We start from the raw sequence: 15,841 nt of genomic DNA on the forward strand, positions 1-15,841 counted from the left end.
CAAATGGAGAGGGTTTCATGAGACCTTTATCTATGGTGAACAAGGTCAAGACGCGCTCGGAGGGATTCGAACCCCCGGCAGACGTGGTACCGGAAACCACCGCTCTATCCAACTGAGCTACGAGCGCACGATATGTTTTTTGAACGTCAGCATATCAAATTATAAGGGAAATGCTGCAAGAATGCAATAATGAATCATCAGACCTGCCAATGTATTTTCTTCTTTCAAATACATATACTCATATGATGGTTTGAAGTGCAAGAACTTTGGGGAAAATGGATAGAGGGATTTGATTTTAGGTCAGCGTTTTGTTTGACCTTTATTGACCAAAAATGTATCATTGAGTTACATACTTACCTAAAAGGTGAAGGAGGAACATTATGAATTTAATACCTACAGTCATTGAACAAACAAATCGTGGGGAAAGAGCTTACGACATCTATTCTCGTCTTTTAAAAGACCGTATTATCATGCTTGGTTCTGCGATCGATGACAATGTTGCCAACTCCATCGTGTCACAGCTGCTTTTCTTAGAAGCTGAAGATCCAGAGAAAGATATCTCTATCTACATTAACAGCCCTGGCGGTTCTATCACAGCTGGTATGGCCATTTACGATACGATGCAATTTATTAAACCAAAGGTATCAACTATTTGTATTGGTATGGCTGCATCAATGGGTGCGTTCCTACTTGCTGCTGGTGAAAAAGGTAAGCGTTATGCCCTTCCAAACAGTGAAGTGATGATTCATCAACCACTAGGCGGTGCCCAAGGTCAAGCGACAGAAATTGAAATTGCGGCAAAACGAATCCTTTCTTTACGCGATAAACTGAACCAAGTACTTGCTGAACGTACTGGTCAGCCAATTGAAGTGATTGAGCGCGATACAGATCGTGACAACTTCAAAACAGCAGAAGAAGCTCTTCAATACGGACTCATTGACAAAGTCTTGACACGTAATGCAGAAGAACAAAAATAATGACAAAACAAACCGTCTGCTCCTTTGAACAGACGGTTTTTTGTTATTAAGACAGCTCCGTCCATTTCTGCTGAAGAGTTGGTGTTTGATAAGATGCCATCTGTGAAATCAATTCTTCCGGCTCTGCGGAAGAATGCAATAATTGAAGATGCGATTCATTCGAAAAACCTTCCTGTACACTGAACTTCACCATGTCAATGAGCGGCTTGAAATAGTCATTCACTTGATACAATCCGATTGGCTTTTGGTGAATCCCAATTTGCGCCCAGCATAACACCTCAAATAATTCTTCATATGTACCAAAGCCGCCTGGCATGGCAATAAATCCATCGGCCAGCTCACTCATTTTCGCTTTTCGTTCATGCATCCCTTTTACTTCTATTAATTCTGTTAGCTCTTGATGCACAACCTCTCCTCTAAAAAGCCCTTTTGGCATGACCCCAATGACTTGCCCGCCATTTTTCAATACCTCATCTGCAATGGCTCCCATTAGTCCAATTCGTGAGCCGCCGTATATTAGACGGATTCCTTGCTCTGCCATATAAGCACCTAGCTCGACAGCCTTTTGTTTGTAGATGTCATTCACACCTGGATTCGAACCAGCAAACACACAAATCGTTTTCATCAAAACAGCTCCATCTCTCTCTATGATTTCTTCACTCACTCATTCTACTATAATTAATTGTAAAGAAACAGCCGATTCGTCTATATATAGTGTAAAATGAAAAAATGAACACCATATAAGGAGCTGTATAAAGAAAATGCAAACAACTGAGATAGAGAAGTGGATCAAGGAGTTTTACGAAATGAGAAATTGGAGAAAATACGGGCCGTTTATTCGGTTAGGCTTCCTTATGGAAGAAACGGGAGAACTCGCTCGTGCGGTTAGAGCCGTAGAAATTGGGCGTGATCGGCCTGATGAAAAAATACAAGAAACACTAGAGTTAAAGAAAGACCTTATCGAAGAAATGGGTGATGTGTTAGCGAATCTACTCGTTTTAGCTGATCTTTATGATGTGACATTAGAAGAGGTTTTCGCCTCTCATCAACAGAAACTCACAAAACGTTTTTCTACTGAGATAGAACAGGCAAAAAGCACGTGACCAAACTGTCACGTGCTTTTTTTATTCCCTTATAGATGCTGTGGTGAAATATCATCCGTTCGTTCAAAGAAATGCTGCTTTCCAATATGATGGAAAAGGCCAGTACGATGCAAAAGTTCCTTTGGCTGTGATTGAAGTCCGACAATCATCAGTTTTCCATTATGATGCTTTAAACGATTGGAGATATTCATCAGGACCGCTTCTGCTGATGTATCCATATAATTGACTTTATTCATGAGCAGGATGAGCGTTTTCGGCTTTGTCTGGACATGATCCAAAATCGAATTTTCCAATGAATCTGTTGTACCGAAGAACAGTGGTCCTTCAATGGAATACATACTAATTCCTTTCTGATCGGCGTGTTTTTCTAAAGTGGCTTCCGTTTCTATTTGGGGAACCGCAACATTTGCATGAATGTTGGTCGTCTGGCTCATTTTTTTGATAAAGGCGATAAATGCTAAAATGAGGCCCGCGGTGACCCCAATAATCAAATCACCTATGACCGTTAAGAGGAAGGTCACGACAAGTACAAGTGAATCCGCATTTCTCACTTTCACAATATTCATAAACTCTTTTTTCTCACTCATATTCCAAGCAACAAACATTAAAATTGGTGCCATGGCAGCAAGTGGAATCATGGATGCATATGGCGCAAATAGCATTAAGATGAGCAATACAACGACGCCATGCACAACACCTGAAATCGGACTTGCTCCGCCATTTTTGATGTTCGTTGCCGTACGTGCAATCGCTCCAGTCGCTGGAATCCCTCCGAAGAGCGGTGCCGCCATATTGGCGATTCCTTGCCCGACAAGCTCCTTGTTGCTGTCATGCTTAGAGCCTTTCATATGATCAGCGACCATTGCTGACAAGATCGACTCCACGCCGCCTAAAAGCGCAATGACAATTGCTGGAGGCAGTAGGTATATTATTTTTTCAATCGTTAATTCAGGAAAAGCGAAGCTTGGCAGTTGGCGAGGGATTTCGCCATATGCAGAGCCGATGGTTTCAACTTGTCCTTGAAAAAAGAGAACGGCTACAAATGTTGAAACGAGTAGACCTAATAGAGCACCAGGTATTTTGGGAATGTATTTTTGCGCCATCAAAATCACGATGAGCCCGATGACGGCTGTGATGATAGCGAGACTATTTGTGGTACCGAGATGGACCACGATTTCTCTCATATTGAGGAAAAAGCTTTCATGCTTTTCAACACCCTTTAATCCGAGGAAGTTGGCAATCTGCCCTGAAAAAATAATGACAGCAATGCCAGCAGTAAAGCCGATGATAACCGGACGAGGAATAAATTTCATGAGCTTCCCTAGTTTGAATATTCCGAACAATACAAGCATACAGCCTGCCATAAAACCGGCAATGAGCAAGTTTTCAATACCGTACTGGCTGACAATTCCGAATAAAATCGGAACAAACGCCCCGGTCGGCCCGCCGATCTGATACTTTGAACCACCGAACAATGAAATCAAAATGCCGGCAACGATGACTGTGTATAATCCATATTCTGGTCCGACACCAGATGCAATGGCAAATGCCATGCCTAAAGGAATTGCCACAACGCCCACGACAAGCCCAGCGATTAAATCACGTCTAAACTTTGATGTATCATAACCTTCAAATCTTCCATAAAAACGCATGGTATGTGTTGGCCTCCTTCAAGTATGTGTAGATGATTTAGGTATACTGTGGATCGATCTGTTTGTCTTTTACAACGACATCTAGCTTTCCTGTTGCTGGATGAATCACCAGTCCATGAACAGCCACATCACTTGGCATGAGCGGGTGCTCTTTGACCAATTTCACACTTTGAGATACGCTCTCTTCCACTGAATCAAAGCCTGTCAGCCAGCCCTTTAAATCGACACCTGCACTTTTCACAATGCTCAAACACTTTTCCTCAATTCCCCGTGCTTTTGCCTTTTCAAGTAAAGGGTCTGCCGCAAGGCCTGCCATTCCGCATTCATGATGGCCGACAATGCATACTTCCTCTGCTTTCAGCTCATAAATGGCTAGTAAAATACTCCGCATGACACTGCCAAATGGATGTGTGACGATGGCTCCAGCATTTTTAATAATTTTGGCATCACCGTTACGCAGCCCCATGGATTGCGGTAATAGTTCCAAAAGACGTGTATCCATACAAGTTAAAATGACCAGTTTCTTTTCAGGAAATTTCCCCGCTTTGTAAGGCTCATAATGTCTCTCATTCACAAACTCTGCATTGTGCTGAAGAATCTGTTCTAATTTTGATCCCATGTTGCCATCTCCCATCTTTTTTTAAGCTGTAACGCCTTGCCTGTCCTCCTTTTCCCTTGTGTGCTCTCAAGCATAGAGAAGAAAAATGATAGAAAAAAAAGAAAAAAATGAGAAAACAATGAGAAAAAATGTAAGCATTTTCTCTATTTTGCCCTTTATTCCGCTTCAGCACAGGGGATATGCGGCTTTTGCTTTCAAATAATGGCTCTCATTTCAACAAAAGACGATGAAAAGGTTTAGTAGAAAATGGCCGTCCCGTTTAATACACTTCAAATATAATAAATTTTCTATCAAAAAGCCTCGATCTATTTTCCAGTTTGTCAGATTATCTCTCAAAACATCCGGCGTTTTTCTATGCCACATCTACTAATTACTCATTTTTCTACATAATAAAAAGACGTCAGATGGCTGATGAATTTAATCTTTCACTAAAAAAACGTCTTCTTTCCCATTATTTCAGTATATTAAATATTGAGTAGCTCATATTCAAACGTGTACTGCCAAAATGGTTGCTTTATAATAAAAGGAGAAAGATGACCAACCATTTGAAAGGAGCGAGTTGATGATAAAGCCACATATTTTTGTCGCCAAACCCTTACCTGCCTCTTTTGAGGAGATGCTAAAGGAACATTGTACATACGAGGTGTGGCAATCCAAGGCCCCCATTCCAAGAGATATTTTATTTGAGAAGCTACAACATGCTGATGGCCTTTTGACGTCTGGAACGAAAATCGATCAGGAGCTATTAGATCACGCACCAAAACTCAAGGTGGTGAGCAATAACTCTGTCGGCTATGACAACTTTGATATAGAAGCCATGAAACATAGAGGGGTGCTCGGCACGCACACTCCTTATACACTTGATCATACCGTCGCTGATCTTGCCTTTTCGCTCATTCTCTCCTCTGCGAGAAGAATTGCCGAGCTTGATCGTTTTATACGCGAGGGGAAATGGACGAAATTTGTACAGGAAGAAGATATATTTGGCATCGATGTTCATCATCAAACGCTCGGCATTATTGGCATGGGCCGTATCGGGGAGCAAGTAGCCAAACGGGCAGCACTTGGTTTTGATATGAACGTCCTCTATCATAACCGGAGTCGGAATGAAAAGGCTGAATCGACGTATGGCGCTGTGTATTGCGCACTTGATGACCTGCTGAAGCAAGCCGATATCATTGTCTTGATCACACCGCTAACCGAAGAAACGTATCATATGATGGGAGAACGAGAATTTAAGTTAATGAAGCAGACAGCTTTATTCGTGAACATCTCCCGCGGAAAAACAGTGGATGAGCAAAGTCTGATTCAGGCGCTTCAGGAGGGATGGATCAAAGGGGCAGGTCTTGATGTGTATGAGCAAGAACCGCTTCAAGAAGATCATCCATTCAAGGAGATGAACCAGGTTACTCTTGCCCCTCACATCGGTTCAGCTACTGAAACAACAAGAGATCTCATGCTCAAACGAGCCATTCATAATGTGATTCATGGAATTGATGGAAAGGCCCCTGTTGATGTTGTGAAGGAGCTTGCCACAACTTAATGGGAAAAGGCGCAGGGAACTGCGTCTTTTTATTTATTTCATCAGAATGGATTCGGGAAAAAAGCCTCATTTTAGCAAAGATCCTGATTCTTTACATTTCCTTCATGTTCGGGTGCTATAATATGGGGTAGACAAGCAACAAGAGGACAGCATCCGATTTCCTTTATAGGAGGATGAAGATGAAAAAAATAAGTTCGATTTTTACTATGTTCGCTCTGATCGCTGCTATTCTGTTTTCTGGATTTATCCCGCAGCAAGCTCAAGCAGAAACACCTCTTACACCAACAACCACGAATGAAGCGGCTTCCATTCAACTTGCACCAGATTTGCGAACCCTTGCCGTCATTAATACGTTTGATGGAGTGGCAGACTATTTAATTCGCTACAAGCGACTACCTGATAATTACATCACAAAATCACAAGCAAGTGCTCTTGGATGGGTTGCATCGAAGGGAAATCTAGCGGAGGTTGCGCCAGGCAAAAGCATCGGTGGAGATGTTTTCTCTAACCGGGAGGGACGTCTTCCTTCAGCCAGCGGCCGAACATGGCGTGAGGCAGATATCAACTACGTCTCCGGCTTCCGTAATGCTGACCGCCTCGTGTATTCAAGTGACTGGCTCATCTACAAAACAACAGACCACTATGCGACATTTACACGTATTCGTTAATCAATGAAAAAGACAGCCCTAGGTCAAACGGGCTGTCTTTTGATGTTGTTCACGGTATAAGGGTTTTCACGTAATCCTCAAAAGGCTGCGGGAGCGGCTTTTTCGACACTTCTTCTTGTTCATGTGTGGTGACATGATCCTCCGTGACGACCACACGTCCTGTTGGCGTCAGCTTTGAAGCAAGCGGTCTTTTGTTAAAAGGGGATGCTTCATTTTCATAAATCTCCTGCCTCATTTGGACCAAAGTGTGCTCATCGACTTCTTTTAATGTAAAAGCATAGCCTGTTTCAGCACCTTCTCCCCTATCTAATTGGAGCAAGTGTGTCCCTTTTTCGGTTTCCTCTGCTTTGACGCGAAAATGAATAGACGATGCTTCCACCCATTCTCCTGTAAAGGGTACAGGCTGAAGAGGTAAATTGGCTCCGAAACCTGCATCAATGAGGAAGCGTTCGTTTTGATGTTTCAGGACTATGGCTACATGCGTGCCATCAATTGCCCACGTGTCCGCTTCATTGTTATACACTGTCCCTTGAACGAGCTGTACAGCGAGTCCTGCCTCTTTTAACACATAAGATAAGAGAGGATTGAGATCATAACAAAGACCTCCTCTCTTTCCTTCAAGAAGATGCTGCTTCAACCCTTCTTGATCCAAGTCGTAGGATTGTTTGTTCAGCACAGATCTGTTTTCGAATGGAAACGTATACGCCATCTTTTTTAATAAAGCAGGCAAGTGATCAAAGGTGATGGACTGGCCTTCGTATCCGATCTTCTGTAAAAAGGCTGATTGAATCATCCACATTCCCTCCTAAAAAAAACTGAGCCTATGAAGAGACTCAGTTTTCTTGATTGATAAAATCCGTTAACGCATCAATGGCTTCCTGTTCATCTGCACCATCTGCAATCAGTTTGACAGTGACCCCAGAGCTGATCGCAAGACTCATGAGACCCATAATGCTCTTCGCATTGACCTTCTTTCCATCTTTCTCTAGAAAAATATCAGCACCAAAGCGATTGGCTTCTTGTACGAACAAAGCAGCTGGACGTGCCTGTAAACCTGTTTTCAGCTGGATTGTGACCGTTTTTTCCACCATATGATCTGCCTCCCTTTTTTATTTCCCTATTTAAGTGTAACAGCTTGTCCGTTTCGTAATTGTTCTGCAATTTGATCTAGCTTTCTTAAGCGGTGGTTAATGCCTGATTTGCTGATTTTGCCGCTTTCCACCATTTCGCCAAGTTCCTTTAGCGTGACTTCTTGATAGTCGATTCGAAGTTTCGCAATTTCACGCAGTTTATCCGGCAGGGCATCAAGTCCAATTTTTTCATCAATGAATTGAATGTTTTCGACTTGACGCAGTGATGCACCGATCGTTTTATTCAAGTTTGCTGTTTCACAATTGACGAGCCGGTTCACGGAATTCCTCATATCTCGGACAATTCGCACATCTTCAAAACGAAGCAATGAGTTATGAGCACCCACAACACTTAAGAATTCCGTAATTTTCTCCGCTTCCTTCATGTATGTGATATACCCTTTTTTGCGTTCAAGAGTTTTACTGTTGAGATGGAATTGATTCATCAGCTCACAAAGGGCATCGTTATGTTCTTTATATAGTGAAAAAATCTCAAGGTGATAGGAAGACGTTTCTGGGTTATTCACAGAGCCACCTGCTAAAAAAGCACCTCTCATATAGGAACGCTTGCAGCATCTTTTCTTCACAAGTTCTTCTGAAATATTGCGCTCAAATACAAATTGTTCACCTAATATTTTCAAATCCTCTAAAATGGTTTTCGCTCGTTCTACCAGTCTGACAATATACACATTATTCTTTTTTAATCTCATTTTCTTACGTACGAGCAGCTCGACTGTCACATCATATTTCTTTTTGAGCAGCGTATAAATACGTCTTGCAATGGCTGCGTTCTCTGTCTGTATATCTAAAATCAATTTTCGATTTGAGAAAGATAATGAACCGTTCATACGGATGAGGGCAGAAAGCTCTGCTTTTGAGCAGCAGTCCTTCACGTCCAGATTAGTCAGCTCTTTTTTTGTTTCGGATGCAAATGACATCCTTGCCACCCCCATTCCTATTTTTTCTGATTCAGCAGGTCGACGAGCAGTGAGGCCACTTTGAGCGTGTCGTGACGAATCACATGTTGGTCATATGTAATGATTTCTCCAGGGATGACTTCCAGTCCCATTGCTTTGAGTACATCGGTGTCGAACTGTACAGGCTGCGCCTGTTCTTCTGCATATTTTGCTTTGATTTCTTCTGGAATTTCTTTATTGTTCACAAAAATGATATCAATGAACGGTCGATCCATATGATCGTTTAATGCCTGCACATGATCAGCCGCACTATAGGAAAGCGTTTCCCCCGGCTGCGTCATGACATTGCAAATATACACTTTTTTCGCCTTAGAACGAATCACTTCTTCTCCAATGTGCGGTACAAGCAAGTTCGGCAAAATACTCGTATACAAGCTGCCAGGCCCAATGACGATCAAATCAGCTTCACGGATGACTTGAATGGATTCTTGGAGCGGCTCAATCGTATTTGGTGTGAGGAACACTCGTTTAATCTTTTCTCCATAGGTAGGGATTTTTGATTCTCCTGTCACCACTTGCCCATTTTCTAATTCAGCATGAAGAACAACACTTGAATTCGCTGCTGGCAATACTTTTCCTCTCACATTTAAGACCTTACTCATTTCTGTGACGGCATGAAAAAAATCACCGGTTATATTTGTCATAGCCGCAAGAATGAGGTTTCCAAGTGAGTGGCCTGTTAAGTCATTTCCTTTGTTAAAACGGTGCTGAAATAAATCTTCTACAAGCGGTTCAACATCAGAAAGTGCCGCCAGTACATTTCGAATATCGCCTGGAGGCGGAATATTCAAATCATGACGCAATCTGCCTGAGCTGCCCCCATCATCAGCAACCGTTACAATGGCGGTAATATCCACTGGCTTTGTTTTTAGCCCTCTGAGCAAAACAGATAAGCCAGTACCGCCACCAAGAATGACAACCTTTGGTAGTGTCGTCATCTATTTTCTGCTTCTCTTTTCAATGTCCCGGTGAGTGACATGTGTATAGTAATCGTTTTTAAAATACTCGGATAAATAGTTCGCTAGCGTCACAGATCGATGCTGGCCGCCTGTACAGCCAATGGCGATCACAAGCTGGCTTTTCCCTTCTCGTTTATAGGACGGAAGCATAAAGCTGAGAAGATCGATTAATTTCTCTGTGAATCTTTGCGTTTCACTCCATTTCATCACATAGGAGCGCACTTCTTCATCGTTTCCAGTCTGTGGACGCATGCTCTCAATATAGTAAGGGTTTGGTAGAAATCTCACGTCAAATACAAGATCAGCATCAATCGGTAGACCATATTTAAATCCAAATGACATCACATTCACTGTAAACACTTGCCCTTGATTGGTGGCAAAGTGTGTGACAATTTTTTCTCTAAGCTGTTTTGGTTTCAGATCCGATGTATCTAAAATCATTTGAGATCGGCCTTTTAACTCCTCTAACAGCTCGCGCTCCATTGCAATACCTTCGAGCGGCAGTCCTGTTGTCGCAAGGGGATGCGAACGTCTCGTTTCTTTGTATCTCGAAACAAGCACCTTATCATTTGCATCTAAAAACAGAATCCTTGGTGTGATCCAGCTGATATCATTCATTTCATCTAAGGCAGCAACTAAGCTATCAAAGAATTCGCGTCCGCGCAAATCCATCACAAGGGCAACCTTGCTCATTTTTGAATTCGATTCCTTCATGAGCTCTAGAAACTTCGGTAAAAGTGATGGCGGTAAGTTATCCACACAGAAGTAACCTAAGTCTTCAAAGCTTTGAATGACAACGGTTTTCCCTGCACCTGACATTCCTGTAATAATCACAAGCTGAATATCATCTTGTTTGTGCGTATTCATGCCTGCTCCCTCTCCTTCTTTATGAAAACGGTTCATGTATTAGTCTCCTTGAGGATCTAACCGATAAGCAATCAGCTCAAAATCTGGTGTATACGTAAAAGTACCATGGAGAAGTCCTTTTCCCTTTAGCATGAAGTCAAGAATATGTGAGTCTCCAGGAGCCATCGGCAAACTAGGCACATCCTGTACGTCATGCCATTTTAAAATGCCTTCCTCTGACTCTGTCACGTTTTTCCCGGTAAATGAATCTGCCATAAAGGTGAACATCATCCACTCTTGAACGATTTGATCGCCTTCTTTTATGATAAAGGTAAAAACACCTTTTAGCTGCGGATTTAAAATATAAATGCCTGTTTCTTCTCTATATTCTCGAATGACTGAATCCTTGACCGATTCTCCGCTTTCCATTTTGCCGCCAGGCGCTACCCACCAGCCGCGTCTTGGCTTTTGCAGCAAGAGAACTTGATCTTCGTGATGCAGCACACAATTGGTTACTCGTTGCATCAGCTGTCACCTACTCTTATATGTCTTTTTCTTATTATACAGGTTCATCCTGACTCCCACAATGAACATGCCCGTTCTTCACCGAAAACAGACAGGTTTTCGTATGAAGGATGTGACGTCCAATTTCTCTACTCCTTATTTTACAACATTTAACGGTTCTCCATGCGTCATTTGTGAACATCTCGTGAATTTCTGATTTTATGCAAAAAAAAGGACACGGATTCACATCCGTGCCAAACATGTATTCCTTATAAAAGGGGGTCAATTACTAGTTTTATCATAACGGATAATTGTTTCACCCGTGTTACATTCCAGTTAAAAGCCCGTGACGCTATATTAAGGATTTACGACAGCCGTTTATTTCGTTGCTTTTAGCTTTTCGGCAAGCTCTTCTACATAATGCTGTGCGCTCTGTGCTGCAATACTTCCGTCACCTGTTGCTGTGACAATTTGACGAAGTGTTTTTTCACGAATGTCACCCGCTGCGAAAATGCCTTCAACTCTTGTTTCCATTCTTTCGTTTGTCTCAATATAGCCTTCTTTATTTGTAATTCCTAGGTTTTCAAATGGTTTAGAGAGTGGCAGCATACCGATATAGATAAAGACGCCGTCTGTTTTGAAGTCTTCTTCTTCACCTGTCACGGTATCAATGAATGTCACACTGCCAACTTTTCCGTTTTCTTCATTGATCTGTTTTACGGTTTTATTCCACATGAAGTCGATTTTTTCATTATCAAAGGCACGTGCTTGTAAGATGCTTTGGGCACGAAGTTTGTCGCGTCTATGGACAATCGTTACTTTTGATGCAAAGCGTGTAAGATAAACACCCTCTTCTACAGCAGAGTCTCCGCCGCCAATCACCACAAGCTCTTTGTTTTTAAAGAAGGCACCATCACATACTGCACAGTATGATACACCACGGCCGCCAAGTTCTTTTTCACCTGGTGCACCGATTTTTTTGTATTCAGCACCTGCCGCAATGATGACAGATCGTCCTTTGTATTCTTTTGAACCGGCTTTGACGATTTTGTACTCTTCACCGTCCACAATTTCTTTAATATCGCCATATGCATACTCAGCACCGAATTTCTTCGCATGCTCAAACATTTTATTTGAAAGTTCCGGCCCTAAAATGCTTTCAAAGCCAGGATAGTTCTCAACATCTTCCGTATTTGCCATTTGTCCGCCTGGAATTCCTCTTTCAATCATCAGTGTTGAAAGATTTCCCCGTGATGTATAAACAGCGGCTGTCATTCCGGCAGGTCCCGCTCCAATGATGATCGTATCGTAGATTTTTTCTTCTGACACAACTGTCACTCCCTCTTCAATTGCTGCTAGCATTTCCTATTAGAATGCCCTTGGGTGATGCTTCCATTCATGACAGAAAGCATCCTTTCCATTGTTAGCTTTTATTCCTTACCCATATCCTATTAAATCTGCGGGGAATAAGCGAATCATTTGCTCATATCTTCAAAAAAAGAAAAAGCTTCCTTAAACTGCTGTTTAAGGAAGCCTGTTTACGGTTATATACAAAGTAGTGATTTATTCAACGACTCTTCTTACAACGCCATTGAACGCTTTTTTCCAGTATACGTTGCTCATTGAGTCAACTGAAACACCGCGAGAGCTGTTATCGTTCAAGAATGTACCGTTTCCTAAGTAAATACCAACGTGTCCATTTACTTTATACGTATCAAAGAACACAAGGTCTCCGCGTTTCATGTCAGATGCACTTACAGCTCTTCCTTTACCTACAAGCGTATCTGTTGTTGTACCGCCAACTGGTCCAAGGTTGATGCCTGCTGATGCGAATGCCCAGCGAACGAATGAAGAACAGTCAAAACGACGTGCGTTAATATCGGCTTGTGATCTGCCGCCACCCCATTTATATGGAGATTGACCAACAATGGTAGAGCCGGTGCTGATAGCACCTTCAATTCCGCCTACGTTATTGCTAACAGGTGATCCACCGCCAGAAGATGGCTTCTTGCTTGGTGAACTGCTGTTGTTGTTATTAGATGACCCACTGTTATTTGAAGATGGACTGTTGTCGTTATTTGAGCTGTTGTCTTCCGTTTGAACACTAGCTTGACGCTGCTCTTGTCTTTGTGCTTTTTCTTCTTTTGCTTTTTGAGCTGCTTCTCTTGCGTCTTTTTCAGCTTGTTTTTGAGCAGCAATTGTTGCGTCTTTTTCAGATGCAATGCTGTTAGCCTCACTGTTTAACTCGCTGATTTCAGAAAAAGCACTTCCTTTTTGTTTTTTCACTTGCTTGAATAGCTTGTCTTTTTCATCAAGCTGTTTATTCAAGTCCGTTTGAAGTGTTTCAAGCTTTGCAAGTGTCTTTTGAACATCTTCAAGCTTTGTGTTTAATTCGTTTTCAGACTTTTGAAGTTCAGCTTTGTCTTTTTCTTGCTCTTTAATGATTTCGCTGTCTGCGTTGATCAGTGTAGATACTGCACCTGCACGGCTAATGAAATCGCTAAAGCTTTTTGCTCCTAGTAATACATCTATGTATTTCGTAGAACCGCCGCTTTCTTGAAGCGCACGTACACGCTTTTTCAAGAATTCGTTTCTTTCTTCAATACGTTTTTCTGTATCAGCAATTTCTTTTTTCAGTGCTTTGATTTCTTTTTTTGTTTTTTCATTTTCTGCTTGTTTTTCTTCGATTTGATCACTTGTTTTTAAAGCTTTCTCGTCAATTTCTTTTAGCTTTAGTGCAAGTGCCTCTTGTTTTGCTTCAAGCTTTGAAAGCTCTTCTTTTTTCTTTTGAAGGTTCTTGTTTACCTCAGATTGCTTGCTATCTAGTTCTTGTTTCTTTTGTTCAAAGTTCTGTGCGTTTGCTTCATGAGTAAATGGGATAAATAAACCGCTCGCTCCAATGACCGAAGCTAAACCGAAAGTAATAAACTTTTTCACGAATAGTTCCTCCTTTGACAATTTCCAAGCGACATGAGAAAGCAGCAAATTCTCTGCGACCAATCTGTGCTCTCTATGTCTTTCTTCCTGATTTATCAGTCAGATGTTGACCAGATTGTTTCTATCACTAGGTGTTTCATTATGTATAGTAAAATATCTAAATATATGTCTTTGTTTTAATCCACGATTTTCATTATACATGAGACATCGACAAAATGAGCTAATATTTTTATTACATTTATGTTTCAAAAACATGTCGTGATTGTCATACTTCGCCAAATCCTTGCAAATCCCACCTTTTTATCCAAGAAAAAAGCATGACCGTTTGGGTCATGCTGCTATTCTCTGAATCTATTTACCTATTAGTCCATGAACGTACAAATGACATCCTCGTATTTAGACAATGTCTGAACGCTGATCTGAAAAGAGGACGCTACCTCTTTTTTACTGACGGTTGATTCTTCTTGTTCATTCATCCATAGATAATAAGAAGCTGCTGCCCATGCAGGCGCATTTTTCTTATCTACACCAGAAGCACGTGCCTGCTGAATAATATGGAATAACCAAAAATATGGCATATGGTTATCAGGCTGCGCGGCTTCTTCCAAAGCGGATGCCGCCTGTTTTGCGAAGAGTGCATCTTCTGAAAATGAACGTTCTTCCATTTGATCTTCATATAAAAGCAGCTCAATGAATTGCTGTTCAAAGGCTGTTTTCGCTGCGCGGGCATCAAGGACAGATTGCAGAACATCACGTTCACCTTTTTGTTTACTGACATAGTACGCAGTTAGCCGTTCCTCAATTGAGACCATTGGTTCAGTCTCCTCTGGTTTATCCTGCCACGGCTTGATTTCATCTGCATCTATATCTTGTTCTACCATCTTATCCCAAACGGTTTGCGCCAGCGTTTTGTGGCCCGTTTGATAGGCTGCACTGGCAAGCCAGTATAAAAATGTACTATCTCCCTGAAAGCCTGTTTTATATAAAGAATAAAGCCATTTAAAGGCCCATTCAAATTCTCCAACGAGGGCAAATGTCGCACCAAGCTTATAACGCTGTTCACTTAATATTGGATACACGTGCGTTAATTGCTTCGCTAACACGTTGACCTTCTCTTCTTCTTTTTCATAATGATAGAAGACAAGCTGGTTGCAAAGGGCATGCAGATTACCGGGATTTTCATGAAGGACCCGGTTCAACATCTCTTTCGCCTGATGGATTTGACCAAAATAAAAATAGGCCAAAGCGAGATTATTATACGCTGACCAAAATTCTGGATACTCAACAATCATCTGTTCTAGCATCTCAATGGCTTCGTCAAGCCTGCCGCTCTCTAACAAATAATTTGCTTGATCCTGCTTCACAATCAGGTCATCCTGATCATAAGGAAAATCTTCGTCCTCTTCATCACTCATATCGAGCAGGTCGAGAAGATCATCATTTTCATCCGCAAATTCCCCATCCTCTTCCAAAGCGGCATAAGCAGTAGCTGACTTATAAGCCTCTTGAAACAGTCCGAGATTGGCATAATTATTTGCTTTAAAATAGTGACACTCTGACATGTTTTCATCGACGTGTTCGAGGATGAAATCAAGCAGTTCATTTGATTGTTGGTAATGACCCATTTCAGTATAAATAATAGCAAGCTGTGACAGCATGTCTACATTTTCAGGCTCAAGTACGATGGCCCTCTGTATCAGCTTAACTGCCCTTGATAGATTTCTTTCTCTATATGCTTTCAGACCTTTATGAAAAAAGTAATGCCCATCTTGGAATAGCTGGACGACTTGTGTGTGCTTATTTTGAGAAGTGTATTTGCTCACCGATACCCTCCATTTCGAACAGTGTACCGTGTGTAGTATAACATACTTCACGAGTCGTCACATAGAACAAAAGGAAAGGAAGGATTTGTTTTTCATACAAAAG

General features: G+C 41.7%; 16 protein-coding genes and 1 tRNA gene. 4 read left to right on the top strand and 13 right to left on the bottom strand.

What is annotated here, in order from left to right; translation table 11 throughout:
- Positions 1–51 precede the first annotated feature (51 nt).
- Positions 52–127: transfer RNA gene (locus C6W18_RS07315), tRNA-Arg, on the bottom strand.
- 253 nt (positions 128–380) lie between these two features.
- On the opposite strand from C6W18_RS07315, the gene clpP reads away from it, so the two are divergent.
- Positions 381–977 (top strand): ATP-dependent Clp endopeptidase proteolytic subunit ClpP, encoded by a 597-nt coding sequence (clpP, locus tag C6W18_RS07320; protein WP_003212962.1) that lies wholly within the window; start codon positions 381–383, stop codon positions 975–977.
- A gap of 46 nt (positions 978–1,023) precedes the next feature.
- On the opposite strand, the gene C6W18_RS07325 is transcribed toward clpP, so the two are convergent.
- Positions 1,024–1,602, bottom strand: coding sequence for an LOG family protein (locus C6W18_RS07325; protein ID WP_034316626.1), 579 nt, complete (start codon positions 1,600–1,602; stop codon positions 1,024–1,026).
- 136 nt (positions 1,603–1,738) lie between these two features.
- On the opposite strand from C6W18_RS07325, the gene C6W18_RS07330 reads away from it, so the two are divergent.
- Positions 1,739–2,080: a MazG nucleotide pyrophosphohydrolase domain-containing protein gene (locus C6W18_RS07330; protein WP_105926962.1), complete on the top strand. Its 342-nt coding sequence runs from the start codon at positions 1,739–1,741 to the stop codon at positions 2,078–2,080.
- Between the two features lie 29 nt (positions 2,081–2,109).
- Here C6W18_RS07330 and C6W18_RS07335 read toward each other — a convergent pair whose 3' ends face one another.
- Together C6W18_RS07335 and C6W18_RS07340 are read right to left on the bottom strand one after the other, a co-directional pair.
- Positions 2,110–3,732, bottom strand: a complete 1,623-nt coding sequence (locus C6W18_RS07335) for a SulP family inorganic anion transporter (protein WP_105926964.1) — start codon at positions 3,730–3,732, stop codon at positions 2,110–2,112.
- Between the two features lie 37 nt (positions 3,733–3,769).
- A complete protein-coding gene (locus C6W18_RS07340) occupies positions 3,770–4,351 on the bottom strand; it encodes a beta-class carbonic anhydrase (protein ID WP_105927427.1) in 582 nt (193 codons plus the stop codon).
- A gap of 562 nt (positions 4,352–4,913) precedes the next feature.
- Here C6W18_RS07340 and C6W18_RS07345 point away from each other — a divergent pair.
- Entirely contained in the window at positions 4,914–5,894 is a 981-nt protein-coding gene (locus C6W18_RS07345) for a 2-hydroxyacid dehydrogenase (RefSeq protein WP_105926966.1), read from the top strand.
- 179 nt (positions 5,895–6,073) lie between these two features.
- Positions 6,074–6,562: a ribonuclease gene (locus C6W18_RS07350; RefSeq protein WP_034317411.1), complete on the top strand. Its 489-nt coding sequence runs from the start codon at positions 6,074–6,076 to the stop codon at positions 6,560–6,562.
- 49 nt (positions 6,563–6,611) lie between these two features.
- Here C6W18_RS07350 and C6W18_RS07355 read toward each other — a convergent pair whose 3' ends face one another.
- The 9 genes from C6W18_RS07355 to C6W18_RS07395 form a co-directional block, all read right to left on the bottom strand.
- Positions 6,612–7,355 (bottom strand): arylamine N-acetyltransferase family protein, encoded by a 744-nt coding sequence (locus tag C6W18_RS07355; RefSeq protein WP_105926968.1) that lies wholly within the window; start codon positions 7,353–7,355, stop codon positions 6,612–6,614.
- A 40-nt stretch (positions 7,356–7,395) separates the two neighbouring features.
- Positions 7,396–7,653 (bottom strand): HPr family phosphocarrier protein, encoded by a 258-nt coding sequence (locus C6W18_RS07360; protein WP_008348124.1) that lies wholly within the window; start codon positions 7,651–7,653, stop codon positions 7,396–7,398.
- A 26-nt stretch (positions 7,654–7,679) separates the two neighbouring features.
- A complete protein-coding gene (whiA, locus tag C6W18_RS07365) occupies positions 7,680–8,630 on the bottom strand; it encodes a DNA-binding protein WhiA (RefSeq protein WP_034316620.1) in 951 nt (316 codons plus the stop codon).
- A gap of 17 nt (positions 8,631–8,647) precedes the next feature.
- The gene (locus tag C6W18_RS07370) at positions 8,648–9,607 is read right to left on the bottom strand and encodes a gluconeogenesis factor YvcK family protein (protein WP_105926970.1); all 960 of its coding nucleotides are present in this window, start codon (positions 9,605–9,607) and stop codon (positions 8,648–8,650) included.
- Positions 9,608–10,495 (bottom strand): RNase adapter RapZ, encoded by an 888-nt coding sequence (rapZ, locus tag C6W18_RS07375; protein ID WP_034317408.1) that lies wholly within the window; start codon positions 10,493–10,495, stop codon positions 9,608–9,610.
- Positions 10,496–10,534: 39 nt separating this feature from the next.
- Complete coding sequence (locus tag C6W18_RS07380) at positions 10,535–10,999, bottom strand: 8-oxo-dGTP diphosphatase (protein WP_034316616.1); 465 nt, start codon at positions 10,997–10,999, stop codon at positions 10,535–10,537.
- Between the two features lie 357 nt (positions 11,000–11,356).
- Complete coding sequence (gene trxB / locus C6W18_RS07385) at positions 11,357–12,307, bottom strand: thioredoxin-disulfide reductase (protein ID WP_034317405.1); 951 nt, start codon at positions 12,305–12,307, stop codon at positions 11,357–11,359.
- A gap of 234 nt (positions 12,308–12,541) precedes the next feature.
- Entirely contained in the window at positions 12,542–13,915 is a 1,374-nt protein-coding gene (locus C6W18_RS07390; protein ID WP_105926974.1) for a C40 family peptidase, read from the bottom strand.
- Positions 13,916–14,277: 362 nt separating this feature from the next.
- The gene (locus C6W18_RS07395) at positions 14,278–15,738 is read right to left on the bottom strand and encodes a tetratricopeptide repeat protein (RefSeq protein ID WP_105926976.1); all 1,461 of its coding nucleotides are present in this window, start codon (positions 15,736–15,738) and stop codon (positions 14,278–14,280) included.
- Positions 15,739–15,841: the final 103 nt, after the last annotated feature.

The sequence above is a fragment of the Bacillus sp. LLTC93 genome, assembly GCF_002993125.1.
GTDB classification, from domain to species: domain Bacteria; phylum Bacillota; class Bacilli; order Bacillales; family Bacillaceae; genus Bacillus; species Bacillus zhangzhouensis.

Coding starts and splice junctions, on each gene's coding strand:
- clpP (WP_003212962.1), top strand. CDS start 381: ATGAATTTAATACCTACAGTCATTGAACAAACAAATCGTGGGGAAAGA.
- C6W18_RS07325 (WP_034316626.1), bottom strand. CDS start 1,602: ATGAAAACGATTTGTGTGTTTGCTGGTTCGAATCCAGGTGTGAATGAC.
- C6W18_RS07330 (WP_105926962.1), top strand. CDS start 1,739: ATGCAAACAACTGAGATAGAGAAGTGGATCAAGGAGTTTTACGAAATG.
- C6W18_RS07335 (WP_105926964.1), bottom strand. CDS start 3,732: ATGCGTTTTTATGGAAGATTTGAAGGTTATGATACATCAAAGTTTAGA.
- C6W18_RS07340 (WP_105927427.1), bottom strand. CDS start 4,351: ATGGGATCAAAATTAGAACAGATTCTTCAGCACAATGCAGAGTTTGTG.
- C6W18_RS07345 (WP_105926966.1), top strand. CDS start 4,914: ATGATAAAGCCACATATTTTTGTCGCCAAACCCTTACCTGCCTCTTTT.
- C6W18_RS07350 (WP_034317411.1), top strand. CDS start 6,074: ATGAAAAAAATAAGTTCGATTTTTACTATGTTCGCTCTGATCGCTGCT.
- C6W18_RS07355 (WP_105926968.1), bottom strand. CDS start 7,355: ATGATTCAATCAGCCTTTTTACAGAAGATCGGATACGAAGGCCAGTCC.
- C6W18_RS07360 (WP_008348124.1), bottom strand. CDS start 7,653: ATGGTGGAAAAAACGGTCACAATCCAGCTGAAAACAGGTTTACAGGCA.
- whiA (WP_034316620.1), bottom strand. CDS start 8,630: ATGTCATTTGCATCCGAAACAAAAAAAGAGCTGACTAATCTGGACGTG.
- C6W18_RS07370 (WP_105926970.1), bottom strand. CDS start 9,607: ATGACGACACTACCAAAGGTTGTCATTCTTGGTGGCGGTACTGGCTTA.
- rapZ (WP_034317408.1), bottom strand. CDS start 10,495: ATGAATACGCACAAACAAGATGATATTCAGCTTGTGATTATTACAGGA.
- C6W18_RS07380 (WP_034316616.1), bottom strand. CDS start 10,999: ATGCAACGAGTAACCAATTGTGTGCTGCATCACGAAGATCAAGTTCTC.